Here is a 25,496-nt window from a genome sequence, read left to right as displayed (position 1 = left end):
GATACTCGTGACCAACGCGTCCGCCGCCCCGCCCAGCCTCGAATGGCGGAGTGTGCGGCTCGCAGCACGAGTCAGAACAAGAGGCAGCAAGATGGACAATCCCACTGCGCAAGCGACCCTCCCGTTGTCAGGCATCCGCGTGCTGGAGCTGACTTTCGGCCACCTGGAAGGCTGCGGCCGCTTCCTCGCCGACCTCGGCGCCGAGGTGCTGCTGGTCGAGCCCAAGGGCGGCCTGCCGTCGAGGACCCGGCCGCCGTTGAAGGACGGTGTCAGCCTGCACTTCGCCAGCCATAACGCCAACAAGCTCAGCGTCGAGCTCGACCTTGACGACCCCGCCGACCTCGAGCGCCTGGCTGCACTGCTGGACGGTGCCGACCTCTTCCTCGATTCCACCCCGACAGGCTGGCTGGAGCGAAGCGGCCTGGCCGCGCGGCTGCGTCCGCAGCTGGTGACCCTGAGTCTCACCGATTTCGGTCGCAGCGGGCCCTATGCCCCCTTCGCCGGCAGCAATGCTGTACTGCTAGCCATGGGTGGGGTGCTGGCGCGCTCCGGGATCAAGGGCTCATCGCCTTTGTTGCCGCCGGGAGAGCTGGCTTACGAAACAGCGGCAATGCAGGCCGCCTGGGTGGGCCTGAGTGCCCTTTGGAATGTCAGCAACGGCGGGGCGGGTGGTTACTTCGACTTTTCGGTCCACGAGGCCACGCTGCAGATCCTCGATCCCGGCATGGGGGTTACCGGCAGTGCCGCCGGTGGCCGCAGTGCACTGGAGCTGGCGCCTCGCGGGCGACCACCGCTGGGCAATGGCTATCCGATCTTTGCCTGTCGCGACGGCGCCGTTCGCATCTGTCTGCTCAACCCCCGGCAATGGCAGGGCATGTCGGCCTGGCTGGGCGACGACCATCCCTTCACCGATCCTGCCTTCGCCAGCCTGTCGCGGCGCTTCAAGGTAATCCGCGAGATCAACGCGTTGATCGCCGAATTGTTCCGCGAACGCGGCGTCGCCGAACTGGTGGCGGAGGGGCAGCGTCGTGGCGTGCCCATTGCCGCCGTGTCGCGCCCGCAGGAGGTACTGCGCGACGAGCATTTCCGTGCCCGCGACAGCTTCGTCGACCTACCCCTGGGCAATGGTGCGGTGGGGCGCGTGCCCTTTGGCTTCGTCGAGATCGATGGCCAGCAGGCGGGCGTGCGCAACGCGGCACCGGAACTGGGCGCAGACAACGGCGTGCAGTGGTCCGCTGCGACATCGCCCACCATGAGCCAGCCAATGCGCCGCCCGTTCGTCGGCATCCGCGTACTGGACCTGGGGGTGATAGTCGCTGGCGCTGAGCTCGGTCGTCTGCTGGCCGATCAGGGCGCCGAGGTGATCAAGGTGGAGAGTGGCGCCTACCCGGACGGTCTGCGTCAGTCGCTCGACAACCGCCCGATGAGTATTTCCTTCGCCCAGGGCTCGCGTGGCAAGCGCTCCCTCGGTCTGAACCTGCGAGATCCGCGCGGCGTGGAACTGTTCAAGCACCTGGTGGCGCAGTCCGACGTGGTGCTGTCCAACTTCAAGCCCGGCACGCTGGAGTCGCTGGGTATCGATTACGAGGTGCTGGTGCGCATCAAGCCGGACATCATCATGGCCGACAGCAGCGCCCTGGGTAACCACGGTCCTCTCAGCCGTAGCATGGGCTATGGGCCGCTGGTGCGTGCAAGCACCGGGCTGACCTGGCTGTGGCGCTACCCGGAGCTGGACGAGGGCTACAGCGACAGCACCACCATCTTCCCCGACCACTTCGCCGCACGCGTTTCCGCTGCCGCCATCGCTGCTGCCTTGCTCCGGCGCCAGCGCACTGGGCGGGGAGGGCGGGTAAGCCTGTGCCAGGCGGAGAGCATCCTCGCCACCTTGGCCAGCGACTTCCTTGAAGAGTCGGTGGCTCCGGGGTCCTTCGTTCCCCGTGGCAACCGTGATCGCTTCGATGCGCCGGGCAACCTGTTCCCCTGCGCGGGAGATGACGAATGGTGTGTGGTCAGCGTGAATGGCGACGCGCAGTGGCGTGCGCTGTGCGAGGTGCTGGAGCGCGACGATTGGCTGGGTGATCCACGCCTGGTCAGCAGCGCGGGCCGCCTGGCCCATGCGGCGGAGCTGGAGGCCGGCGTCGCCGAATGGACCCGCTCGCGCAGCCCGGTGGAGGTACGCAACCTGCTTCAGGGGCATGGTGTTCCAGCCGGCGACATGCTGCGCCTGGACCAGCTTGCGGCCGACCCGCAACTGCAGGCTCGAGGTTTCTTCCGCACCCTGCACCAACCCGGACTGGACGCGCCGTTGCTGACCGAGAATGCCCCGGCCCTCGGTCCACTGCCTGAACCGCGTATCCGCCCAGCGCCGTTCCTCGGGCAGCACACCCTGGAAATCGCCGCCGAGCTGCTCGGAGTGGACGCCGCGAACTGCGCCGAACTGGTCCGCGAAGGCGTGCTGGAACCGGCCTCGTCGGAGATCGAAGCCCTGCTGGCGGACGCCGCCAGCCGCACCCTGGAGCCGGAGGCCCAACCATGACCTGCCCGAAGTTCGACAACCTGGAACTGACCCTCGACGAGGACGGCATCGCCGTGCTCTACCTCAATCGACCGGACAAGCTCAATGCCTTCACCTCGGAGATGGTCCGCGAGTTTCTCGCTGCCCTCGATTACACCGATGCCGAGGACAGCGTGCGTGCCCTTGTGGTCACGGGGCGAGGTCGCGCCTTCTGCGCCGGGGCGGATCTGTCGGCTGGCGCCGGCAGCTTCGACTATGCCGGTGATGACGTGTTCCGCGATGAGGGAGGGCTGCTCACCCTGCGCATCTTCCGCAGCCTCAAGCCGATCATCGGCGCGGTGAACGGCGCGGCGGTGGGCGTTGGCGCAACCATGCAACTGGCCATGGACGTGCGTCTGGCTTCCAATCTGGCACGCTTCGGCTTCGTCTTCGCCCGTCGCGGGATAGTCCCCGAGGCGGCCTCGTCCTGGTTCCTTTCCAAGGCAGTGGGTGTCTCCACGGCCTTGCAGTGGTGCTATTCCGGGCGCCTCGTCGCTGCAGACGAGGCGCTCGCCCGAGGCCTGCTGCATTCCACCCACGACCCCGAGAAGCTGCTCGGTGCAGCCAAGGAGATGGCGCGCAGTTTTGTCGAGCACAGCGCCCCCGTCTCACTCGCCGTGACGCGGCAGATGATCTGGCGCATGAGCACAGCCGAACACCCCATGGCGGCGCACGAACTGGACAGCCGCGCGGTGCAGGCACGCGGCCGATCCGCCGATGCCCGCGAGGGTGTCTCGGCCTTCCTGGATAAACGTCCGGCCGAATTCCCTGATCGGGTGTCGAGCGATCTTCCGGCCTGCTTCGACTGGCAGGGCGAGCCGCAATTCCGCTGAGGTAGGAAGGCTGCGTGCCGCGTTGCAAGGGGCCCGCGTAGAAAATCGTCGCATCCGACGATGGGGCATTGGGCAGGGATGCCTTAGCGTTGATTCCGTCTCCGGGCTCGCGGTCGCAATGCCGAAGAGCCCTGGCATACACACGAGCACACCCGTCTCGACGAGGGTGGTCACCGAGATTCCAAGAATAATTACAAAAGGAGAACCGCTGATGAAGGTCAGTCGGAGAGCGTCTTGCAACAAGCCGATGCAGTTGGCACTGCTGCCGGCGATGGTGATGGCGGCGTTCTGCAGCGGCAACGCGCAGGCGTTCACCTTCGAAACCGAGGACTGGAATGGTTACTGGGACAACACCCTGACCTACAACCTCGGCTTCCGTGCCCGCGACGTCGACAACAAGATCGGCAACAACCCGTCTTTCGATGAGTCGGAATACAAGTTTAAGGATCGCGGAGATGTAGTAACCAATCGCTTCAATCTGCTGACCGAACTCGGCGGCACCTATCGCGACAAGCTTTCCCTGAGGGTTTCGGCCCAAGGCTGGCATGACTTCGCCTATGACGACGATGTGAAAGGCAATCCCGGCGAATTCGCCCCGGGCGTACCCTACAGGGCACTTGCCGCTTATCCCTCCGGCCATTACCGCAGCGGCGTGGAGCATGATTACATTACTGGCGGGCGGCTGCTGGACGCTTTTGTTCAGTATTCCGATTCATTCGATGATTCCTCCTATACCGCGCGCCTTGGGCGGAATACCCAGTTCTGGGGAAACGGGCTGTTCTTCCCCTTCCAGAGCATTTCCTATTCGCAGGGCGCAGTCGATGGAATCGCCGGTGCCGCCGCGCCGGGAACTCCGACCAAGGCGCTCTTCCTTCCGCGCAATCAGGTCAACCTGACTACCCAGTTGACGTCATCCTTCGGTCTCGGTTTCCAGTATTTCCTGGAGCGTGCAGAGAACGCGCTGCCGCAGGGTGGCACCTACCTGGCGCCGGTGGATTTCCTGTTCACCGGTCAGGACAGCATGCTCGGGATTCCACGTGGCTCGAGCGAGCGCGCAGATGAGATCAATGACAACTTCGGCCTCAATGCCGCCTGGCAGGCGACCCCCGATACGACTGTGAGCTTCTTCTATAGGCGGTTGGACGAGGTGCAGCCCTGGGCACCGCTACTTAGGATGGAGGGTCGCTCCCCATCGTACTTCATATCCTACAACCAAGATGTGAATCTCTACGGCATCAGTCTGGACACACCGGTCGGCGAGAGCAGCCTGGGCATGGAGCTTTCCTACCGCGACGGCACTGCGCTCAACAGCACGCCTAGCCTAGCGGCGGACGATCCCACAAGGGGGGCCACCGGTGACGTGGTCAATCTGATCGCCAACGTCCTGGTGCCCTTGAGTACGACGCCTTTCTACGAGACGGGTACCTTTATTGCTGAGCTGGCCCACACCCGGGTGCTTTCTGTCGACTCGACGAATAAGGCGCTCTACAAGGCTGAAGGCTACGCAGGTTGTGCCGGCAAGGACAAATGGGACGGTTGCTCGACGCGTAACGCAACGGCGCTGGCGCTGTCCTTCACGCCTGAGTGGTTACAGGTCGCACCTGGCATCAACCTAAGCATGCCAACCAGCGTCACTGTGGGGCTCAAAGGTAATCCGGGCGTTCTCGGTGGCACAGCCCAGGGCTCCTACAAGTTCTCTGTCGGCCTAGCGGCTAACTTCTACGCCCGGCATACCTTGAAGGTCGAGTACATCGGTAGTCGAGCCCATACCGGAGATACCGTGCTGACGCCTGCGGGGCTGCCGGTGTTCGAAGGCGGCAACGGTAGCTTCATGCTCAACGACCGCGATTGGATATCGATCACCGCCCAGACCAATTTCTAGTCGCCGCAACCGCTTGATGGCCCCCTGGCTCCGGGGGCCATTTTTTTCAAGGCATCGCCGGACGCCTGCCTGATGGCGGGTAAGGGCCGGTCCAGAGGGATCGGCAATATCGTCGTATCCGACGATGGCAATGGGGGCGAGATCCCTAAGAATCGAATCAACCAGGTCGGGTCCTCGAGAGGGCTGGCCGTGGAACAATAAGAAGGAATCCAGTATGTGTGGCCTGACATGCTCTGAAGACAAACCCGGTAATACGCGGTTGCGGAGAAGCAGGGCAGGCTTCTCCCCGGTGCGGCAGCTCGCCGGTGCCCTGGTGGTCTGTCTTGCCACCTCTTTCGAGCCTGCCTATCAGGCCTTGGCCCAAGGCTTCACTGATCCGCTGGATACTCCGGCGCTGCTGCATCGTGAGGCGCTCGACAGCCTGCCAGTACAGGCGCTGGCCAGTCTTGGTGGTGACAAGCTGATTGCGGTCGGCATGCGAGGCGTAATCCTGCTCAGCGAAGACGGTGGTATTCACTGGCGTCAGGTCCAGGCGCCGGTCGGCTCCGATCTGCTCGATCTGTCGTTCGTTTCGTCCCAGCAGGGCTGGGTGGTGGGCCAGGACGGTGTGATCCTGGCCAGCAGCGACGGCGGTAATACCTGGACCAAGCAGCTCGATGGGCGCCAGGCGCTCGATCAACTCACTCGTTACTATCGCGAGAATTCCGGGCTTGATGAGCAGGTGCGCGATGGCTTGGTGCAGCAGCTGGAGACGAATCTAGGCACCGGACCGGTGCTGCCCTTCCTCAGCGTGCATTTCAGCGGCGCCAACGATGGCCTGGCCAGCGGTCCGTTCGGCATGCTGGTCGCCAGCGAGGATGGCGGTCAGCACTGGCGACCCGCGCTGCACGAGATCGACAACCCGGACTTCCTGCACCTCAATGCCATTGGTCAGGTAGGCGATCAGTTGTTCATCGCCTCTGAACAGGGCGTCGTGTTCAAGGCCGATGTCCGCGAGCGCCACTTCCGCCCAGTAACCACCGGCCACGTGGGCTCGTTCTTCAGCATTGCCGGGCATGGCGACGTGGTGCTGGCCGGCGGCCTCGGGGGTGTGCTCTACGCCAGCCACAACCGGGGGGAGAGCTGGGCTGCCCTGTCCACGCCCTTGACCCAACTGGTCACCCGAATCGAATTTGATCCGCAGGCGCAGCGTTTCATAGCCATCAGCGCCGGCGGGGAAGTGCTGTCGATCGCGGCGGACCTGCACGAATCCAGCCTGCAGCCGGCGCGGGCGCCGATGCTCTACACCGATGTCGCCAGGCTACCCGGACGCCTGGTTTTCGCCAGTATCCAGGGGATAACCCGGGATTCGACGGACAAGCTGCAATCGCAAGAAGGTAAGCAATGATGAAGGTTGATGTATCTCGCCTGAAGAATATGCCGGTGGTCGCGACCGTCGAGGCCTTCGACCGTTGCAGCGGCGACCTGGCCGAGCGTGTGATCTTCAATTCCCGGGGTCTGGTGATCCTGCTGTCGCTGCTGGCAACCCTCCTGCTGGGCTGGCAGGCCGCGCGGTTGACGGTTGGCTCCAACTTCAGTCAGATGATCCCGCAGTCGCACCCCTTCATCCTCAACTACTTCGACAACGCTGACTCCCTTGGCGGGCTCGGCAACGCCGTGCGCGTGGTGGTGGAGAATAAGCAGGGCGATATTTACGATCCCGAGTACCTGGAGGTGCTCAAGGAGATCAACGACAAGGTGTACCTGCTGCCCGGCGTTGACCGCGTGTACATGAAGTCGCTGTGGATGCCGGTGGTCCGCTGGACCGAAGTCACCGACCAAGGCTTCGTCGGCGGGCCGGTGATGCCGGAGAACTACGACGGGACCGCGCCGTCGCTGGAGCAGCTCGAGCGTAACGTCGCGCGCGGCAACCTCAGCGGCACGCTTGTGGCCAACAATGCGCGCTCCAGCCTGCTGTTCGTACCCCTGCTGGAACGAGTCGCCGAGACGGGGAAAGCGGTGGACTCCGCTGAGTTCGCTCGCCAACTGGACAGCATTCGCGCCTTCGAGAGCGACAAGATTGGTATCCACGTGGTGGGCTTCCCGCAATTGGTGGGTGACCTGATCGCCGGGCTGAACAAGGTGATGGTGTTCTTCGTCTTTGCGGCGCTGATCGCCATGGTCATCATCTTCGCCTACACCCGCTGCCTGAAGAGCACGCTGCTGGTAACCGTCTGCTCGATCATGGCCGTGATCTGGCAGTTGGGCATCTTTCACCTGATGGGCTATGTGATCGATCCCTACTCGATCTTGGTGCCCTTCCTGGTGTTCGCCATCGGCATCTCCCATGGCGCACAGAAGATGAACGGGGTAATGCAGGATGTGGGCCGCGGCACCCATCGCTACGTCGCGGCCCGCTACACCTTCCGGCGCCTGTTCCTGGCAGGTCTCACCGCACTGCTGGCGGATGTGGTCGGTTTCGCGGTGTTGGTGATGATCGATATTCCGATGATCCAGGGCCTGGCCATCGCCGCCAGCATCGGTGTTGCAGTACTGATTTTCACCAACCTCATCCTGCTGCCGGTGCTGCTGTCCTACTCCGGCGTATCGCCTCGGGCGGCTGCGCGCAGCCTGCGCGAGGGGCGTGCGCAGAGCCGTCTGGAGTTCCTGGTGCTGTTCACCCGCCCTGGCCCAGCGAAGGTATTACTCGGGGTCTCGCTGGTCCTCGTCGTCATCGGTTACCTGGCGAGCCGTGACATGCGCATAGGGGATCTTGACCCTGGTGCCCCTGAGCTGCGCGCCGACTCGCGCTATAACCTAGACAACGCCTTCATTACGCGTAATTTCGGCCTCTCCAGCGACCAGTTCGCGATCATCGTCAAGACCGCCCCGGGCAAGATCAACAGCTTCGAAACCCTGCTGGAGATGGACCGTCTGGAGGAGTTGCTGCGACGTCTGCCCGGCGTCCAGACGACCGTGTCGCTGGGCAGCCTGACCCGCGTATTCACTGCCGGAAACTCGGAAAACAACCCGAAGTGGATGAGCATTCCGCGCGATGAGCTGATGACTACCAACGCCACGTCGCAGATCGCGGTGACCTATCCCGATCTGGTCAATGAGGACTACTCGGTCGCTCCGGTCATCGCCTACCTGGCTGACCACAAGGCGGAAACGCTGGAGCGGGTGGTGGCGCTGGTCCAGGCGTTTTCCCGCGAGCACGACACGGAGGACCGCCAGTTCCTTCTGGCTGCAGGCAGCGCGGGGATCGAAGCGGCGACCAACGACATGGTACAGCATGCTCACTACCGTCTGATCCTCTGGGTCTATCTGGCGGTAATCCTGCTGTGCTTCATTACCTTCCGGTCCTGGCGTGCTGTGCTGGTGGCGGTAATTCCTCTGATCATCACCACAATTCTTTGCGAAGCGCTAATGGTCTGGCTGGGCATCGGTCTGAAGGTGGCTACCTTGCCCGTAATGGCCCTTGGCGTGGGGATCGGTGTGGACTACGCGCTCTACCTATTGAGCGTGCAATTGGCTCACCTGCGTGCGGGGTTGTCGCTGGCAGATGCCTATCGCAATGCATTGAATTTCACCGGCAAGGTCGTCGCGCTAATAGGCATCACGCTCTCGGTGGCTGTGGTGACCTGGATCTGGTCGCCGATCAAGTTCCAGGCGGACATGGGCTGGTTGCTGACCTTCATGTTCGTCTGGAACATGGTTGGAGCCCTGGCGCTGATTCCGGCCCTTTCCTATCTCCTGCTCAACCGGAAATTCGAGAATTCGGATTCCCGCTCGGTGGAAAACGATGTCGTGGAGAAGACCCTGATGCCCGATGGAAAAGGGCAAGAACGATTGCGTACAGGCTCGGAACGGATTGGTACGGTCCCGGAAGTTCAGTGAAGCCGACGGTTCAACAATAAAAGCGCCAACTGGAGAACAATAATGAAAGTGCGAGATTGGAAACTGAAAGTGACCACGCTGGGCCTGGCAGCCGCTGTCACGGTGGGGACGGTGCACGCCGTCGCTGAAGAGTTGACCCCCTTTGGCGCGATCAAGGGCGCCAATGCCGATGGCAGCATTCCCGCCTATACCGGCGGTATCACCACGCCACCGGCCGGATACGCAGGGGATGGCAACTACATCGACCCTTATGGCAGTGAGAAACCGCTCTACAGCATCACCAATCAGAACCTGGCGGATTACAAGGATCAGCTCACTCAGGGGACGCGGAGCCTTTTCGAGCGTTTTCCCGACTATCGAGTCGATGTCTACCCTACCCATCGCAGCATGCACTGGCCGGACTTTGTGCTGAAGAACACGGCCGAGCATGTTGGCCAGGCAAAGCTGGGTGGCACAGTGGAGGGCGACCGACTCGAGAATGCGTTCGCCGGCATTCCCTTCCCCGCGCCTAAGACCGGTTATGAGGCGCTGTGGAACCGGTATTTCACCTACATCCCTTACCTCGAGTTGAGTGCCGGTTCCTATATGGTCGACTCGCGTGGAGCTGTTTCCCTGTTGCCTCAAGGCACTATGCACAAGGCCAATGTCATCTATGAGCCGAAACTGCAGAATGCAGATAATGTCGGTCTGACCGATATGGCCAACATCGTGACCAGTGCGCCTGCCAACGTCGCGGGCTATGCGCAACTACGCAAGGAGCGCCTGGACTACGGTTCTGGCGGAACTCTGGCCTGGTTCTACGATCCGGGCCAGCGCCGCGTCCGGGTTGCGCCCAACTACACCTACGATATCCCGTCCACGACTTTTGGTGGCGCGACCTTCTATGACGAGGTTTTCCTCTTCTCCGGGCGCATGGATCGCTTCAATTACAAGCTCGTCGGCCGCCAGGAAATTATCCTGCCTTACAACAGCTACAAGATCCTGCAATCCAACTACAAGGATGTGCTTGGGCAGAAGTTCCTGAATCCGGATTTCGTTCGCTGGGAAAAACACCGGGTCTGGGTGGTGGAAGCCGAGCTCAAACCAGACACGCGGCACGCATACAAGACGCGCCGCTACTTCCTCGACGAGGACTCCTGGGTGGTGCTGGCCACCGAGGGTTATGATCACAGCGGTGCTCTGCACCGTGTCGGGTTCACCTATCCCATATTCGAGTACACCGGACTCGGCGGCGTCTCCAACGGAAGTTACGGCTTCTATGACTTCAACCGCGGCAGCTACGCATTCACCTGGATGGGCAAGTCGTCCGGTAAGCCGGCGGAGGTCAAGTTCTACAAGGAAGTGCGGCGCCCCGAAATGTTTACCCCGCGCGGCATTGCCAGCACCGCCACGCGCTAGCTTGACGGCGCTCCGGGACGGGGCGCAAATAGGTGCGGCAGACCGCTGGCTGCCGCACCGAACTCTCTCCGAAGTACGCGGGGCCATGCCCCGCGGATTAATCCAGTCTTGCAAGAACGGGTGCCCGTGGAGGGTGCCTGCGAGGAACGAAACGATGTCCGGTACGCTTATCGAGACCTTCAACTGGTGGGCGGTGGAACGCGCGGACGTGCCCGCGCTGGTGGTGGGCGACGAACAGGTCAGTTACGCCCAGCTGCGCGCCTGGAGCGAAGCCGCTGCCGAATGGCTGGTGGACCAGGGCGTGGAGCGTGGCGATCGCGTCGGGGTGATGGCCGGTAACTCGCTGCTGTGGGTGGTGCTGAGCCAGGCGGCGATGCTCGCCGGCGCTATCCTGGCTCCGGTCAACCCTCGCTTCACCTTCAGCGAGGCATCCTACCTGCTGGTGGACCGCTATCGCGCCAAGGCGATCTTCCACGATGACGAACGCGCCGAACTGGTGGGCAAGATCGGCGATCAGATTCCTGGTGCCCGCGTGTTCGATTTGGCCGAGCTGGCACGCCTGCGCCACACTCCGCCCAGAGGCCGCCTCGCAACTGACGACATTCCCCTGGATACCGAACTGGTGATCATTCCCACCAGCGGCTCCACTGGCCGGCCCAAGGGCGTGGTGCTGTCGCATCGCACCATGTCCGGCTACGTAGCCGATTCCTGCCTAGCCCGCCCCGGTGCCTTCAGCGCTGCACGCATCCTGCTGTTCGCGCCGCTGTGCACGTCGGCCGGCTACGTGGTGCTGATGCAGTACCTGGCCTATGGCGGCACCGTGTTCTTGGAGCAGGCGTTCGATGCCGAGCGGGCGCTGGACACCATCGTCACCCAGCGCATTTCCACCATGATGGGCACGCCGATCTTCTTCGAGCGTATGGCTGCTTGCGAGGGCTTCCGCGACGCTGACCTCAGCAGCCTCTACTACTGCCTGGTAGGTGGCGCGAGGGTTTCGCGGCAATTGCTGGAAACCTGGCTGGAGAAGGGCGTGTTGCTGCGCCAGTTGTACGGCCAGACCGAAGTGGGTGGGCAGGCCACCTTCAACACTGACCAGGCCTCCATCACCCATCCGGAGAAATGCGGGCGTGGCTCCATCTATACCCGCGTGGCGGTAATCGACGAGCGAGGCGAATTCTGCCCGCCTAACACCCCGGGACAAATCGTCATCAAGGGACCGGGCACCATGGTGCGCTACTGGGACGACCCCGAGGCCACCGCCGCCACCGTGGTCGACGGCTGGGTGCGCACCGGCGACCTGGGCGTGCTCGATGAGCAGGGCTTGCTGACCATGCTCGACCGTATCAAGGACATCATCATCTCCGGTGGCCTGAATATCTCCGCCGCCGAGGTGGAGCGGGTGATCTCCGAGTACCCCGGGGTCCACGAAGTGGCGGTGATCGCAGCCCACGACGACAACTTCGGTGAGACCCCGCTGGCCATCATCCACGGCCCGCAGGCCGGCGACATCCCGGAGCTGCTGCAACACTGCAGCACGCACCTAAGCAGCTACAAGGTGCCGCGCTACATGGTCTGCACTGCCGAGCCACTGCCACGCCTGGCCACCGGCAAGATCGCCAAACCGCAACTGCGTGAGCAGTACGCCGACGCGCACCTGCGCCTTCCGCGCATTCGCTGAGTTCGACGCCTGATACCAGCCATGCCCACGGTGGCTGGCTGGTTTTTTTTGCCTGGAGGAAACCCACGATGATCACCCTGTATCACAGCAAGGACACCCGCTCGCTACGTTGCCTGTGGCTGCTCGAGGAGCTGGAGTTGGCTCATGAACTGGAGCTGGTCGCCTATCCGGCGCGGCTGAAGCAACCGCAATTCCTGGACGTGAATGCCAATGGCACCGTGCCTTTCCTGGTCGACGGCGCCGTGCAGATGCGCGAGTCCTGCGCAATCCTGTTGTACCTGGCCAGCCGTTACGGCGACGGTCGTTGCCAGGTGGAAGCCGACTCGCCGCTCTACGGCGCGATGCTCGACTGGACCTTCTACGGCGAGACGTCCCTGGCCGTGCCCCTGGCGACGGCGCTGCGCTATTCGATGTTCCTGCCGCGTGAGCAGCGGGTGCCGGCGGTGGCGCAGGACTATCGCGAGCAGATGCTGCAACGCCTTCCAGTGTTGGAACAGGCGCTGGAACACTCGCCGTATCTGTGCGGCGAGACTCTGACGGTGGCGGATATCTCGGTTGGTTACGGCCTGTTGCTGGGTGAGCTGTTCGGCCTGGCCGAACACTATCCGCCGCGCCTTGCCGCTTATCTGGAGCGTCTGAAGGCGCGTCCGGCGTTGGTCCGAGCGCGCGCCGTCGGAGCCTGAAACCAGTCCTGGCGGCCGAGGCCGCCAGGACTGGGTGCTAGCCCCACTGCAAGGGCAGATCCAGCAGGGCCAGGGCGTAGCCCATGCGATAGCGCGGAGTCGTGCCGGCAGCCAGGCGGAAGTTTGGAATGCGCTTGAGCCACTCCTCGGTGAGGATGCGCATCTCGGCGCGGGCGAGGAAGTGCCCCAGGCACAGGTGGGCGCCGGTGGAGAAGGTCAGTGACTCGCGCTTGGCCCGGTCCAGATCGAACTCGTGGGGGCGCGTATTCTTGCGTTCGTCACGACCGGAGATCGGCAGCAGGCAGAGGACCATGTCACCCTGCTTGAAGCGCATGCCGAAGCGCTCGCAGTCCTTAGCCACCATGCGCGGCGTGCTGATGATGCCAAAGCAGCGCAGGCCCTCGTCGACGAACGCCGGGATCAGCGTCGGATCGGCCGCCAGGCGCGCCTGCATTTGCGGGTCGCGGGCCAGCTGGCGGAAGGTGAAGGCGGTGGCGTTGGCGACGGTGTCCATGCCGCCGAGGAACAGCAGGAAGCACATATTCTGGATCTCGTCGAGGCGGATCGGCCGGCCCTCGATTTCCACCCCCACCAGGTAGCTGATCAGGTCTTCGCCCGGGTTGACGCGCTTGGCTTCGATCAGCTCGGTCATGATGCCGATGATCTGCCCGCCGAGGGCGTGCAGTTCTTCCTGCACGTTGGTGGAGAAGAAACGGTCGGACAGCTCACGGAACTCGCGTAGGCGCTCCAGCGGCATGCCCATCAGCTCCATGAAGATCGATACCGGGAAGGCCGAAGAGACCGACTGGGTGAATTCGCAAGCGCCTTCCTGTTGCACTTCGTCGATCAGTCGATTGGCCCAGTAGCGGATCTTTTCCTCCAGGGCCTTGACGTTCTTCGGCGAGAAGTGAGGCATCAGGGCTTGTCGGTAGGGCAGGTTGGCCGGCGGGTCCAGGCTAAGCGGGATGAACACCGGCGGGTTCTCGATGCGCGGAATCTGCTGTTCCGATGCGGAGAAGTGCTCGGGATCGCGCACCACCTCGGAAATCTGGTCGTAGCGGGTGACGACCCAGTGGCCACCGTTGCGCAGGGTGTAGAAAACGTCCGGGGCCTCCGCGTGCAAGCGGCGCGCGTAGGATTCGTGAAGATCTTCCACCGGCTCGTCGGAGCCGGTGACGTTGAACATGTCGAAGTCAAATAGGCAGTCTTCTTCGACGTGTTCGGGACGCGGGGAGCTTTGCATGGTCGATTCCTTACCAGGGCACTGGTTCTAGTTGTCAGTGGTGCCGGGGCCAGGCGTTGGAACGGCGTCATGGTTCCTGGGCGGCATGGTTTAATTGCAAATAAAACTAACGTTATTAGATTTATGCTTACTCCTTCGGACCATTGGACGAGTGTTGCGCAAGGTTGGAAAAGTGGAGTTGGGCTCAGCGCTGGACGAGCGGAATCTGTAGTTCGAGGCCGTCGTGGGCCGCTTCCAGGGTGATCTGGCAGCACAGGCGGGTGTACGGCTGCGGGAAGGGCACGCAGTCGAGCATGTCCCGCTCCATGTCGCTTTGCTCTGGCAGCAGGGCCTGGAAACGCTCGGGGACGACGACGTGGCAGGTGCCGCAGACAAGGTTGCCACCGCAGTCGGCGAGGATGCCGTCTATGCCGTGAGCAACGGCGACTTCCATCAGGTTGGCGCCAGACGATGCCTGGATTTGGGTCCTGCTGTCGTCAGGCTGTACGAAGGTGAGTGTGATCATGGTGCCGGTTCCTCATTGTTGTTGTCTGTGTTGACCACTTGGTAATATCTAAATAGATTAGATAAATCCTTCGGGCAAGTGTCAACTGTCCGTGGTCGCCGTCGTGTACGACCGACCGCCTCGAAAGGGACTTACACAACAAGAAGAGTGGAAGAGCGCCATGGCTGAATTCGACTACATCATCGTCGGCGCGGGGGCTGCGGGTTGCGTGCTGGCCCACCGGCTGTCCGCCGACCCCGGCGTCCGTGTCGCCCTGCTGGAGGCGGGGGGCAAGGACGACAGCTATTTCGTGAAGATGCCCAAGGGCCTGGCCAAGGTAATGCAGGATCCGCAGTGCACCTGGCTGTACCCGGCGGAGCCGGAGGCCGGCAATGCCTTCAGCGAGGAAGTCTGGGCACGTGGTCGGCTTATGGGTGGCTCCAGCAGCATCAACGGCATGATGTACGTGCGTGGCCAGCCCGCCGATTTCGATGAAATCGCTGCCCAGAGCAGCCCGGACTGGTCGTGGAAGCACATCGCCGCTGCCTACCGCGCTCTGGAGAACCACGAGCTGGGTGCTGCACCCACGCGGGGCGACGCCGGGCCACTGCGCTTGAGCCTGCCGGATCGACGCAGCGCGCTCACCGAAGCGGTTATCCGCGCCGGAGAGCGTTTGGGCCTGCCGCGCAAGGACGACGTTAACGACCCCGACGACGCCCCTGGCGTCGGCTACGCCTCGCGTACGATCTGGAACGGACGCCGGCAGAGCGCATCCAAGGCCTTCGTCGATCCGGTCCGTGACCGCGCCAACCTGGAAGTGATCAGCAACGCCACCGTCGATCGCGTTGAGTTCGAAGACGGCCGCGCGGTGGGTGTGAGTCTGGCGCCGGGTGGCTCGCGCGAGGGCAGTATTCGCGCCCGCCGCGAAGTCATCCTGGCCAGCGGTGCCCTGGCTTCACCGGGCATTCTCCAACGTTCCGGGGTCGGGCCGCGTGCGCTGCTGGAGCGTCTGGGTATCGAGGTCGTCCACGACAATCCGCAAGTCGGGCAGAACCTCATCGAGCACCGCGGGATACTGCCCCAGTGGCGCTTGAGCAAGGAGCTCTCGGATAACCGCGAGTACGCCGGCCTGCGCCTGCTGAAGAACACCCTGCAATACGTGTTGCGCGGCAGTGGTCCGATGTCCTCTGCGGCCTACGAGATCGGCGCCTGGCTGAAGTCGGACGCCAGCGTGCCGCGCCCCGACATCCAATTCCTGGTGGCGCCCTTCACCTTCGACTACTCCAATCATCGGCAGACCCTGGAAAAGTACCCTGGGTTGGGCATGGTGGCCTACCCGCTACGACCAGACTCCCGTGGCTCGGTGGATATCCGTAGCCGCGATCCACACCAGCTGCCGCAGCTGACGCCCAACTATCGTGCCAGCGAGCACGACCGCCGGCTTATGGTCCGAACCCTCGAATTGGCCCGGGAGTTCGTCGCGCAATCGCCGCTGGCGGACTACGTGATCGAGGAGACCTTTCCGGGTGCACATTGCGTCAGTGAGGAGCAGATCCTCGACGCCTATGACAAGCACGGCAGTTGTGGCTACCACGCGGTGGGCAGCTGCCGCATGGGCAATGATGCCGAGACGGTGGTCGACCCGGCGCTGCGCGTACGGGGTGTGAGAGGCCTGCGTGTGGTGGACGCGTCGATCTTCCCGCAGATCCCTGCGGGCAACACCAACGGACCGACCATGGCGATGGCCTGGCGCGCCGCCGACTTGATCCTTGGCAACCCGGACGGCTGATGCCGTCCCCAGCGACGAGGCCGCTATGGACTTCTCACTGAGCACCGAGCAGCAATTGCTGCAGAACAACCTCGGGCGCTTCCTGCGCGAAGCACCCAAAGACAACGAGGCGGGGGGCGCCTTCTGGCGCCGTCTGATCAACGAGATGGGCTTGGGCGAGTTGCTGCCGGCACCGGGGCGGGCAACGCTACATGTCGAGCACGCCCTGGTGATGGAGGCGTTGGGCCGCGAGTTGTCGCGCGAGCCGTTTCTGGAAGCACTGATGGTCGCAGGACACCTGCTCGCAAGCGGACGGAGTGCTTTGGCGCAGGTCGTGCGAGAAGACCTTGGGTGCGGTCGGGCTATTCCGGTGCTGGCCTGGGCCGAGCCCCAGATGCGCTACGACTTCAGTTTCATCGGTCTGGCTGCACGCAAAAGCGAAGGCCAGTGGCGACTCGATGGCCGTAAGTGCATGGTCAAGGCCGGTCCTCTAGCCAGCCACTTCCTGGTGGCAGCACGCACCTCGGGCGAGCCCGGCGACGCCGTGGGCCTCTCGTTGTTCCTGCTGTCCCGCGACACACCGGGGTTGCGGGTCACTGCCTGCCCGACCGTGGATGGCGGCTGTGCAGCGGACCTCGAACTGTGTGACGTGCGTCTGTCTGAGGATGCCCTGCTAGGTGTAGAGGGGGGAGGTTTGGACGAGTTGGAAACTGCGCGCGACATTGCCGTGGCAGGACTCTGCGCTGAGGCCCGCGGGGCACTGGCGCAGATGTTGGAGCAGACCCGCGCTTACCTCGGTGAGCGCCGCCAGTTCGGCCAGCGCCTGGCGTCCTTCCAGGTCCTACAGCATCGCTTGGTGGACATGTACCTTCACTTGGTGAAGGCCAGTTCGGCGTCGCGCCTGGCCACTCTCAGCCTAGCGCAGTCAGAGCGACGCGGTTGGGCATCGTCGTCGGCGCAGGTGGTGGTGGCCACAGCCTGCCGCTTCATCGGTCAGGCGGCAGTGCAGTTGCACGGCGGCATGGGCATGTGCGACGAAGTCGCCATCAGCCGGTACTTCCGCCGGGTGACGTTGCTGGAGCGTGAATTTGGCGGGCGTGACTTTCACCTTGCCAGATACGACGTCCTGCGTCGCAGCGCGTCCTGATAGAATGCCGGGTCGCTGGCGGCCTCTGGCTGTCGAATCGGGCTGTCAATCGACTCCGTCCCGGTGCCTGGGTGCGCCGGGCGAAACATTCAAAGGAAGCATGTCACTTGGGAAGACCTTCCAAACCGATCATCTCGAAGGAACTGGCCGTGCGCGCCGCCCTGGAAGTGGTGGACGACGAGGGCATCGAGGGCCTCACCGTGCAATTGGTGGCGCGCAAACTTGGGGTCAAGGCGCCATCGCTCTACTACCACTTCAAGGGCAAGTCGGAAATGCTCGAGGAGATCGCCCGGATGATCCAGATCGAGGCGATCATCCCGCACATGCGCGACAAGGGTGACTGGCGTGAGCAACTCATCGAGCTGGCAGTCGCCGTACGCGCTTCGATCCTGCGTCACCCCAAGGCGGCGCCGCTGCTCCTGCAGTTCTTCCCGCGGCACCTGATGCTCAAGTACTACGACTTCTGGGTAAACCGTTACGACATCCCCGCCGAGCGCCGCATGGTGGTCATCGAGGGGGTGGAGAAACTCACCTATGGTTCCGCTCTGATCGGCGCCATGAGTCGGGCTAACGGTGCCTCACCAATGCCCGAGTTCGACGAGCAGGAATTCCCCCACCTGGCCGAAGCGGTCAAGGCCAACCCTATGACCGACGAACAGGCCTTCATCGAGACCTTGAAGGTCTTCCTCTACGCCTTCTGACCCCAGCACGCCGCGCCTGGGCGCGGCGGTGTAGCCCTCTCCACAGATTCGTCGTAAGCGACGATGCCGAGCTCCTGGCGATACGGGACCATGCCTTCCGACCATTGGACCAAGCAGATGGCTGAAGGCATGAAGACACGTATTACGCAAATGCTGGGAATCCGCTATCCGATCATCCAGGGCGGCATGATGTGGGTGGGGCGCGCCGAGCTGGCCGCCGCCGTCTCCAACTCCGGCGGTCTGGGTATCGTCACTGCGCTGACCCAGCCGACTCCCGAGGCGCTTAGCGCCGAGATCGCGCGCTGCCGCGCGCTCACTGACAAGCCTTTCGGGGTCAACTTGACCCTGCTGCCGTCGATCAATCCGCCACCCTACGAGCAGTACCTGGACGCCATCATCGACGCCGGCGTGCCCGTGCTGGAAACCGCGGGCAACAACCCGCGTGAGTACATCGCCAAGGCCAAGGCCGCTGGCCTGACGGTAATCCACAAATGCGTCGCTGTGCGCCACGCGCTCTCGGCCGAGCGCAACGGTGTCGACGCAGTGTCCATTGACGGCTTCGAATGCGCCGGTCACCCGGGGGAGGAAGACATTCCCGGCCTGGTGCTGATTCCTGCTGCCGTGCGGCGCCTGTCGATTCCGGTGATCGCGTCCGGCGGCATAGCCGATGGCCGAGGCCTGGCAGCGGCGCTGGCGCTCGGAGCCGAGGGCGTGAACATGGGCACGCGCTTCTGCGCCACCCGTGAGGCGCCGATCCACGAGGCGATCAAGCAGGCCCTGGTGAATGCCGATGAGCGCGACACCCGGCTGATCTTCCGCAGTCTGCGCAATACCGCACGGGTGCTGCGCAATGCCATCTCGGAGGAGGTGGTGGGCCTGGAGCGTCGCGAGGGAGGGGTCGCCTTCGAGGAGCTGCGGCCGCTCGTGGCCGGGGTGCGCGGGCGAGCAGCACTGGAGTCCGGAGCGGTCGACGACGGGATCATCACTGCTGGTCAGTGTATCGGCCTGATCGATGACATCCCTGGCTGCGCCGAGCTGCTCGAGCGCATGGTCGCTGAAGCGCGCGAGCACCTGCAGGCGTCCCTGGCGCGCTTCCAGAACTAACCAAAGAACAAGAACACCGGAGCAATCAGTGAGCGAGATTCTCTTTCGCGGCCAGTCCCTGTGCCTGGCGCGCATCGCCGGCGGTTTCGCCGAGCTGAGCCTAACGCGCGACGACGCCATCAACAAACTGGACCGTCGCACCCTGGATGAACTATCCCTGGCCGCCGAGCTGCTGGAACGCACAGAAGACCTTCGCGGGCTGCTGGTGAGCAGTGGCCTGGATGTGTTCGTGGTCGGTGCCGACATTACCGAGTTCGGTGAGCTCTTCGACCGTGGTCGTGAAGAGATCGTCAGCCACACCTGGGAGGCGAACCAGCTGTTCGAGCGTCTGGCGGCGTTGCCGCTGCCCAGCGTGGTAGCGATCAACGGCTTTGCGCTCGGTGGCGGTCTGGAGCTGGCCCTGGCTTTCGATTTCCGGGTGATGTCCGATGCGGCGCGCATCGGCTTGCCGGAAGTCAACTTGGGCCTGATCCCCGGATACGGTGGCACAGTGCGTTTGCCGCGGGTCAGCAGCGTGGAAGTGGCACTGGACTGGATTGTGAGCGGTAAGCCGCAATCGGCTGCCGCCGCGCTGGTCGCTGGCGTGGTGGAGCAGCGAGTGCCCGCCAGCGAACTGCGCGATGCTGCCTTGGTATTGCTGGCCCAGGCCGCTGATGGACAGTTGGACTGGCGCAATCGGCGTCGCCTGCGCCTGGGGGCTGTGGCTGAAACACCGGCTGCCGATGCCTTCCAGAACGCCCGAGAAAGCCTGCGTGTGGCGCCCCATCAACCGGCGCGTGGTCTGCTGATCGACCTGCTGGAACGCGCGTGGAACAAGGACCACCTGCTGGCCCTGCGTCTGGAGGGGGAAACCTTCGCCAAGGTGGCCAAGACCCAGGCGGCTTCCTCGCTGGTGCGCATCTTCCTCAACGACCAGTTGGTGAAGAAGGCTGGCAAGGCCCAGCGCGGTATCGGCGCCGCCATCGATCAGGCAGTGGTGCTCGGCGCCGGCATCATGGGTGGCGGCATCGCCTACACCAGCGCCCTGCACGGCACGTCGGTGCGCATGAAGGACATTCGCCAGCAGGCTCTCGACCTCGGCATGGCCGAGGCGGACAAGCTGCTGGCCCGCCAGGTCGCCGCCGGCCGTCTGGATGAGACGCGCGCTGCCAAGGTCCGCGCAGCGATCGTGCCGCAGCTGGACTACCAGGGTTTCGATCGCGCTGATGTGGTGGTCGAGGCGGTGGTGGAGAACCTTGCCGTCAAGCACGCGGTGTTGCGTGAGGTCGAAGGTGAGGTGGGGGTAGAGACCATCCTGCTGTCCAACACCTCGTCGTTGCGCATCGATGATCTGGCTGCGCCGCTGGCGCGTCCGGAGAACTTCGCCGGCATGCACTTCTTCAACCCGGTACCGGTAATGCCGCTGGTGGAGATCATCCGTGGCGAACGTACCGGCGACGCGGCCATCGCCACGGCCGTGGGCCTGGCCCTGGGCATGGGCAAGACGCCCATCGTGGTCAAGGACGGTCCGGGGTTCCTGGTCAACCGCATTCTCTCCGCCTACATCCGCGCCTTCCTCCAGTTGCTCAGCGATGGCGCCGACTTCGAGGAAGTCGACCGCGTCGCCGAGGCCTTCGGCTGGCCAATGGGACCGGCCTATCTGGAAGACGTGGTGGGGCTGGACACCGGCTCCCACGTTTGCGACCTGATCTTCGCCGGTTTTCCCGAGCGCATGCCTGCGGTGCCTGGCAACGCCTTCAAGGCGCTGCTGGCCGAGGGCCGCTTGGGGCAGAAAAGCGGCGCCGGTTTCTACCGCTACGAAGCGGGGCCCGGCGGGCGCCCGCGCAAGTTCGCCGACCCGCGCGCCGCCGAGCTGATGGCCGCGGTACGACCCGGCCCGGCGCGGCGCTTCGACGACGGCGAGATCATCGAGCGCCTGATGCTGCCGCTGATCATCGAGTCGATTCATGCCCTGCAGGAAGGCGTGGTGGCATCCGCCGCCGAGCTGGATACCGCCTTGCTGCTCGGCCTGGGCTTCCCGGCCTACCTCGGTGGGGCCCTGGCCTACGCCGACTGGCTGGGCGCCGATCACCTGCTGCAACGCTGTGCGCACCACGCGGCACTGGGCCCCGCCTACGAGGCGCCGGCCCTGCTGCGCGAGCTGGCGGCTTGCGGTGCGCGTTTCTACGACGCCTGATTCCATTCGCTTAGAAGAGGACAACAAAAATGGCTGAAGCCTACATAGTCGCCGCTGCCCGTACGGCCGGCGGGCGCCGCGCCGGCCGGCTTTCCGGCTGGCACCCGGCGGACCTCGCCGGGGAAGTGCTCAAGGCCCTGGTGGCCCGCTGCGACGCCGATCCGGCGCTGGTGGACGATGTGATCCTCGGTTGCGTCGGCCAACTCGGCGAGCAATCGACCAACGTTGCGCGCAACGCCGTGCTGGCCGCCGGCTTCCCGGAAAGCGTGCCGGCCACCACGGTCGACCGCCAGTGCGGCTCGTCCCAGCAGGCCCTGCACTTCGCCGTGCAGGCGGTGCTCTCCGGAACCCAGGACGTGGTCATCGCCGGCGGGGTGGAAAGCATGAGCCGGGTACCCATGGGCATGGCCCAGTGGCTGCCGGAGAAGACCGGCTACGGCCAGTACATCAGCCCGGCCATCCAGCGCCGCTACCCGGGCGTGGTGTTCAGCCAGTTCGACGGTGCCGAGGCCATCGCCCGCAAGTACGGCCTGGACAAGGAACAGCTCGACTCCTTCGCCCTGGAGAGTCACCGCAAGGCTGCCGCAGCAACCCTGGAAGGGCGCTTCGAGGCTGAGATAGTGCCCATCCATGTGACCCTGGAAGACGGCTCCCAGGTTTGGCACAAGCAGGACGAAGGCATCCGTTTCGACGCCACCCTTGAAGGCATCGCCGGGGTGAAGCTGCTTACCGAAGGCGGGCGCATCAGCGCCGCCAGTGCCAGCCAGATCTGCGACGGTGCCTCGGGCGTGATGGTGGTGAACGAGCGCGGCCTGAAGGCCCTGGGCGTGGAACCGCTGGCCCGCATCCAGCACATCAGCGTGCTCGGCCATGACCCCGTGGTCATGCTCGAAGCGCCGATCCCCGCGACCCAGCGCGCTCTGCAACGCAGCGGCATGAGCCTCGCTGACATCGACCTCTATGAAGTCAACGAAGCCTTCGCCCCGGTCCCCATGGCCTGGCTGCAGGCCACCGGCGCCGATCCGGCGCGGCTCAACGTCAACGGTGGCGCCATCGCCCTTGGGCACCCGCTGGGCGGCACCGGCACCAAGCTGATCACCACGCTGCTGCATTCGCTACGCCGCGAAGGCAAGCGCTACGGCCTGCAGACCGTCTGCGAAGGCGGCGGCCTAGCCAACGTCACCATTATCGAGCGTCTCTGAGCGCACAGGAGAGAACACGGATGAAACTGGATAGCAGCATTGTCGCGGTGGTTACCGGCGGCGCTTCCGGATTGGGCGCCGCGACTGCGCGGGCTCTCGCCGTTCGCGGCGTGAAGGTGGCCCTGTTCGACCTCAATGAGGAGCAGGGCAGGGCGCTGGCCTGGGAAATCGGTGGCGCCTTCTTCAAGGTGGACGTGACCTCCGACGCCAGCGTCGATGAAGGCTTCGCCGCCTCCCGTGCGACCCTCGGCCAGGAGCGTGTGCTGGTCAATTGCGCCGGTACCGGCAACGCCATCAAGACCGCCTCGCGGGACAGGACCAGCGGCGAGATTCGCCACTTCCCCCTCGACGCCTTCGAACGCATCGTGCAGATCAACCTGATGGGCACCTTCCGCACGCTGGCCAAGTCCGCGGCCGGCCAACTGAGCCTGGAGCCCCTGGAGGGCGGCGAGCGCGGGGTGATCGTCAACACCGCCTCGGTGGCCGCCGAGGATGGCCAGATCGGCCAGGCGGCCTACTCGGCGTCCAAGGGCGGCGTGGTTGCCATGACCCTGCCGGTGGCGCGCGACCTGGCCGGCGAGGGCATCCGCGTCAACACCATCCTGCCGGGCATCTTCGACACCCCGCTGCTCAAGGGCTCGCCGCAGCCGGTGCTGGACGCCTTGGGTGCCTCGGTTCCCTTCCCGAAACGCCTGGGGCAGGTGGAAGAGTTCGCCGCGCTGGCGATCTCGATGATCGAAAACGGCTACGTCAACGGCGCTTCCTGGCGCTTGGACGGCGCCATCCGCATGACCCCGCGCTGAGCCAGGAGCAACCATGGATTTCGCGATAGATCCTTCCCTGCAGGAACTGCAGGCGCGTACCCGGCGCTTCGTCGCTGAAGTGGTTCGGGGCTACGAGAACGACCCGCGCCAGGACGGTCACGGCCCGCACGAGGCACTGCGTGACGAATTGGTCGGCCACGCCCGCGAGTGGGGGCTGCTCAGCCCCCACGCCGGCCGCGAGTTCGGCGGCCTTGGACTCTCCCACGTGGCCAAGGCCATTGTCTTCGAGGAAGCGGGCTACTCGCCCCTGGGGCCCGTGGCGCTGAACATCCACGCACCGGACGAGGGCAACATCCACCTGCTGGAGCAGGTTGCCAGCCCGGCGCAGAAGGAACGCTGGCTCAAGCCGCTGGTCGAGGGCCGCGTGCGCTCTTGCTTCTGCATGACCGAGCCGGCACCGGGTGCCGGCTCCGACCCCTCGATGCTGCAGACCACGGCGCGGCGCGAGGGTGACGAGTACGTCATCGACGGTCTCAAGTGGTTCATCACCGGCGCCCGCGGGGCCGGCTTCGCCATCATCATGGCGCGCCTGGAGGACGGCAACGCCACCATGTTCCTCGCCGACATGGACCAACCGGGTGTGCGTGTCGAGCGCTTGATGGATTCGCTGGACTCTTGCTTCACCGGCGGCCACGGCGTGGTGCGCTTCGAGGGCTTGCGGGTACCGGCCGCCGACGTGCTGGGCGAACCGGGCCAGGGCCTGCGCTACGCCCAGGTGCGCCTGGCACCTGCGCGCCTGACCCACTGCATGCGCTGGCTCGGCCAGGCGCGCCGCGCCCACGACGAAGCGGTGGCCTATGCCACCCAGCGCCAGGCATTCGGCAAGCGGCTGATCGACCATGAAGGAGTGGGTTTCCAGCTCGCCGATAACGAACTGGACCTGCACAGTGCGCGCCTGGCCGTCTGGCATTGTGCCTGGGTGCTTGACCAGGGCCACAAGGGCCGCCACGAATCCAGCGTTGCCAAAGTGATGTGCTCCGAGGCGCAATGGCGGGTGGTCGATCGCAGCGTCCAGGTGCTGGGCGGCAGCGGCGTAACCGGCGAGCGCATCGTCTCGCGCATCTTCCGCGACATGCGCGCCTTCCGCATTTACGACGGCCCCTCCGAAACCCACCGCTGGAGCATCGCCAAGCACATCGACCGGCAGGCCGCCAAAGCCGGGGAGGGCGCATGAGCGGGTCGTTCGACCTCGGCGGCAAACTCGCGCTGGTCACCGGCGCCTCTAGCGGTCTGGGCGAACACTTCGCCCGCACCCTGGCGGCTGCCGGAGCCCGGGTACTGGTGGCGGCGCGCCGCGTCGAGCGCCTGGAAACGCTGGTGGCAAGCATCGGTGCCTGCGGTGGCGTCGCCCGGGCCGTGGCGCTGGACGTGTGTTCTGCCGCCTCGGTGACCGAGGCGCTGGGTGTGGCCGAGGCCGAAGGTGGTCTGGACATCATCATTAACAACGCCGGGGTATCGGTGGCCAAACCTGCGCTGGAGCAGATCGAAGCCGACTGGGACAGTGTCATCGATACCAACCTCAAGGGCTGCTGGCTGGTCGCCACTGAAGGCGCGCGGCAGATGCAGCGCCACGGACGCGGCGGGAGCATCGTCAATATCGCCTCCATCCTGGGCGAGCGGGTCGCCGGTGCCGTGGCGCCTTACGCGGTTTCCAAGGCCGGGGTGCTGCAGCTGACCCGTGCCCTGGCCCTGGAGTTCGCCCGCCACGGCATTCGGGTCAACGCCCTGGCGCCCGGCTATGTGAGCACAGAGCTGAACGCCGAGTTCCTCGCCAGTGTGGCCGGCCAGCGCCTGATGGCGCGTATTCCGCAGCGACGTTTTGCCGAGCCACGCGACTTGGACGGCCCCCTGTTGCTACTGGCCTCGGAGGCGGGGCGGGCTATTACCGGGGCGACCCTGGCGGTCGATGGCGGCCACCTGGTCAGCTCGCTCTGAGGGGG

The 25,496-nt window shown here is 64.6% G+C and carries 19 protein-coding genes; 17 read left to right on the top strand and 2 right to left on the bottom strand.

The features are described 5' to 3' along the window. The first annotated feature begins 91 nt into the window (after positions 1–91). The 8 genes from J7302_RS11450 to J7302_RS11415 all read left to right on the top strand — a co-directional run bounded on the left by J7302_RS11450 (position 92) and on the right by J7302_RS11415 (position 12,907). Positions 92–2,536, top strand: coding sequence for a CaiB/BaiF CoA transferase family protein (locus J7302_RS11450; protein WP_215374037.1), 2,445 nt, complete (start codon positions 92–94; stop codon positions 2,534–2,536). Then, a complete protein-coding gene (locus J7302_RS11445) occupies positions 2,533–3,387 on the top strand; it encodes a crotonase/enoyl-CoA hydratase family protein (RefSeq protein WP_215374035.1) in 855 nt (284 codons plus the stop codon). The genes J7302_RS11450 and J7302_RS11445 overlap by 4 nt, the downstream gene beginning before the upstream one ends. A 211-nt stretch (positions 3,388–3,598) precedes the next feature. After that, positions 3,599–5,269, top strand: a complete 1,671-nt coding sequence (locus J7302_RS11440) for a DUF1302 domain-containing protein (RefSeq protein WP_215374033.1) — start codon at positions 3,599–3,601, stop codon at positions 5,267–5,269. A 289-nt stretch (positions 5,270–5,558) separates the two neighbouring features. After that, complete coding sequence (locus J7302_RS11435; protein ID WP_215374031.1) at positions 5,559–6,656, top strand: WD40/YVTN/BNR-like repeat-containing protein; 1,098 nt, start codon at positions 5,559–5,561, stop codon at positions 6,654–6,656. Next, complete coding sequence (locus J7302_RS11430; RefSeq protein WP_251702018.1) at positions 6,653–9,148, top strand: efflux RND transporter permease subunit; 2,496 nt, start codon at positions 6,653–6,655, stop codon at positions 9,146–9,148. Before J7302_RS11435 ends, J7302_RS11430 begins: the two co-directional genes overlap by 4 nt. Positions 9,149–9,190: 42 nt before the next feature. After that, a complete protein-coding gene (locus tag J7302_RS11425; RefSeq protein ID WP_215374029.1) occupies positions 9,191–10,546 on the top strand; it encodes a DUF1329 domain-containing protein in 1,356 nt (451 codons plus the stop codon). Positions 10,547–10,700: 154 nt separating this feature from the next. Further along, positions 10,701–12,224 carry a class I adenylate-forming enzyme family protein gene (locus J7302_RS11420; protein ID WP_215374027.1) on the top strand — a complete coding sequence of 508 codons (1,524 nt, stop codon included), beginning with the start codon at positions 10,701–10,703 and terminating at the stop codon, positions 12,222–12,224. Between the two features lie 68 nt (positions 12,225–12,292). Beyond that, positions 12,293–12,907, top strand: coding sequence for a glutathione S-transferase family protein (locus J7302_RS11415; RefSeq protein ID WP_215374025.1), 615 nt, complete (start codon positions 12,293–12,295; stop codon positions 12,905–12,907). Between the two features lie 37 nt (positions 12,908–12,944). Here the strand turns inward: J7302_RS11415 and J7302_RS11410 are convergent, their stop codons facing one another. Both J7302_RS11410 and J7302_RS11405 read right to left on the bottom strand, forming a co-directional pair. Next, positions 12,945–14,150 (bottom strand): cytochrome P450, encoded by a 1,206-nt coding sequence (locus J7302_RS11410; protein WP_215374022.1) that lies wholly within the window; start codon positions 14,148–14,150, stop codon positions 12,945–12,947. 184 nt (positions 14,151–14,334) lie between these two features. Beyond that, entirely contained in the window at positions 14,335–14,655 is a 321-nt protein-coding gene (locus J7302_RS11405; RefSeq protein WP_215374020.1) for a 2Fe-2S iron-sulfur cluster-binding protein, read from the bottom strand. A gap of 160 nt (positions 14,656–14,815) precedes the next feature. Here J7302_RS11405 and J7302_RS11400 point away from each other — a divergent pair, with 160 nt between their 5' ends. The 9 genes from J7302_RS11400 to J7302_RS11360 all read left to right on the top strand — a co-directional run bounded on the left by J7302_RS11400 (position 14,816) and on the right by J7302_RS11360 (position 25,491). Continuing rightward, positions 14,816–16,423 carry a GMC family oxidoreductase gene (locus tag J7302_RS11400; protein WP_215374018.1) on the top strand — a complete coding sequence of 536 codons (1,608 nt, stop codon included), beginning with the start codon at positions 14,816–14,818 and terminating at the stop codon, positions 16,421–16,423. 25 nt (positions 16,424–16,448) lie between these two features. Continuing rightward, on the top strand, positions 16,449–17,549 hold the full coding sequence (locus J7302_RS11395; RefSeq protein ID WP_215374016.1) for an acyl-CoA dehydrogenase family protein: 1,101 nt from the start codon (positions 16,449–16,451) through the stop codon (positions 17,547–17,549). Between the two features lie 107 nt (positions 17,550–17,656). Then, positions 17,657–18,250, top strand: a complete 594-nt coding sequence (locus tag J7302_RS11390; protein ID WP_215374014.1) for a TetR/AcrR family transcriptional regulator — start codon at positions 17,657–17,659, stop codon at positions 18,248–18,250. Between the two features lie 129 nt (positions 18,251–18,379). Next, positions 18,380–19,354: an NAD(P)H-dependent flavin oxidoreductase gene (locus tag J7302_RS11385; protein WP_215374012.1), complete on the top strand. Its 975-nt coding sequence runs from the start codon at positions 18,380–18,382 to the stop codon at positions 19,352–19,354. Between the two features lie 28 nt (positions 19,355–19,382). After that, positions 19,383–21,530 carry a fatty acid oxidation complex subunit alpha FadB gene (gene fadB, locus J7302_RS11380; protein WP_349814443.1) on the top strand — a complete coding sequence of 716 codons (2,148 nt, stop codon included), beginning with the start codon at positions 19,383–19,385 and terminating at the stop codon, positions 21,528–21,530. Between the two features lie 29 nt (positions 21,531–21,559). After that, entirely contained in the window at positions 21,560–22,732 is a 1,173-nt protein-coding gene (locus J7302_RS11375; RefSeq protein WP_215374007.1) for an acetyl-CoA C-acetyltransferase, read from the top strand. Positions 22,733–22,752: 20 nt separating this feature from the next. Beyond that, the gene (locus tag J7302_RS11370) at positions 22,753–23,535 is read left to right on the top strand and encodes an SDR family NAD(P)-dependent oxidoreductase (protein WP_215374005.1); all 783 of its coding nucleotides are present in this window, start codon (positions 22,753–22,755) and stop codon (positions 23,533–23,535) included. Positions 23,536–23,548: 13 nt separating this feature from the next. Beyond that, complete coding sequence (locus tag J7302_RS11365) at positions 23,549–24,730, top strand: acyl-CoA dehydrogenase family protein (RefSeq protein ID WP_215374003.1); 1,182 nt, start codon at positions 23,549–23,551, stop codon at positions 24,728–24,730. Continuing rightward, the gene (locus tag J7302_RS11360; RefSeq protein ID WP_215374001.1) at positions 24,727–25,491 is read left to right on the top strand and encodes an SDR family NAD(P)-dependent oxidoreductase; all 765 of its coding nucleotides are present in this window, start codon (positions 24,727–24,729) and stop codon (positions 25,489–25,491) included. Before J7302_RS11365 ends, J7302_RS11360 begins: the two co-directional genes overlap by 4 nt. Positions 25,492–25,496 lie beyond the last annotated feature (5 nt).

The sequence above is a fragment of the Metapseudomonas boanensis genome (genome assembly GCF_018704125.1).
Lineage (GTDB): Bacteria > Pseudomonadota > Gammaproteobacteria > Pseudomonadales > Pseudomonadaceae > Metapseudomonas > Metapseudomonas boanensis.
The sequence above is the reverse complement of the archived record's forward strand: the minus strand, read 5'-3'. Positions and strand labels throughout refer to the sequence as shown.